The sequence below is a fragment of the Herbaspirillum sp. WGmk3 genome (genome assembly GCF_023952535.1).
In the GTDB taxonomy this organism is placed as follows: Bacteria; Pseudomonadota; Gammaproteobacteria; order Burkholderiales; family Burkholderiaceae_D; genus Herbaspirillum; species Herbaspirillum huttiense.
In genome coordinates this window covers 1-229 of record NZ_JAKYWT010000178.1, presented here as the reverse complement: position 1 = coordinate 229, position 229 = coordinate 1, and the positions used below count along the sequence as shown (strand labels likewise).

Sequence of the window (229 nt, the reverse complement as noted above, 5' to 3'; positions counted from 1 at the left end):
CAGAAGGTGTTACTAAACGCTGCATTGTTACCGTCTCTGGTGCGAAAACTGAGGATGATGCTCTTACTGCGGCACTCGTTGTAGCCCGCGACAATCTAGTAAAAACAGCACTGTTCGGGGAAGACCCGAACTGGTGTCGTGTGGTAGCTACATTGGGTGTTGCACCTGTCCCCATGGATATTCTCAAAGTAACCGTTGCGTTCAACGGCAAAAAGGTTTTTGCACGTGG

General features: G+C 49.8%; 1 protein-coding gene. It reads left to right on the top strand.

The features are described 5' to 3' along the window. Positions 1-229, top strand: a 229-nt coding sequence (locus tag MKD49_RS26375) for a bifunctional ornithine acetyltransferase/N-acetylglutamate synthase (RefSeq protein ID WP_252697786.1), incomplete at both ends; no start/stop codon positions are given.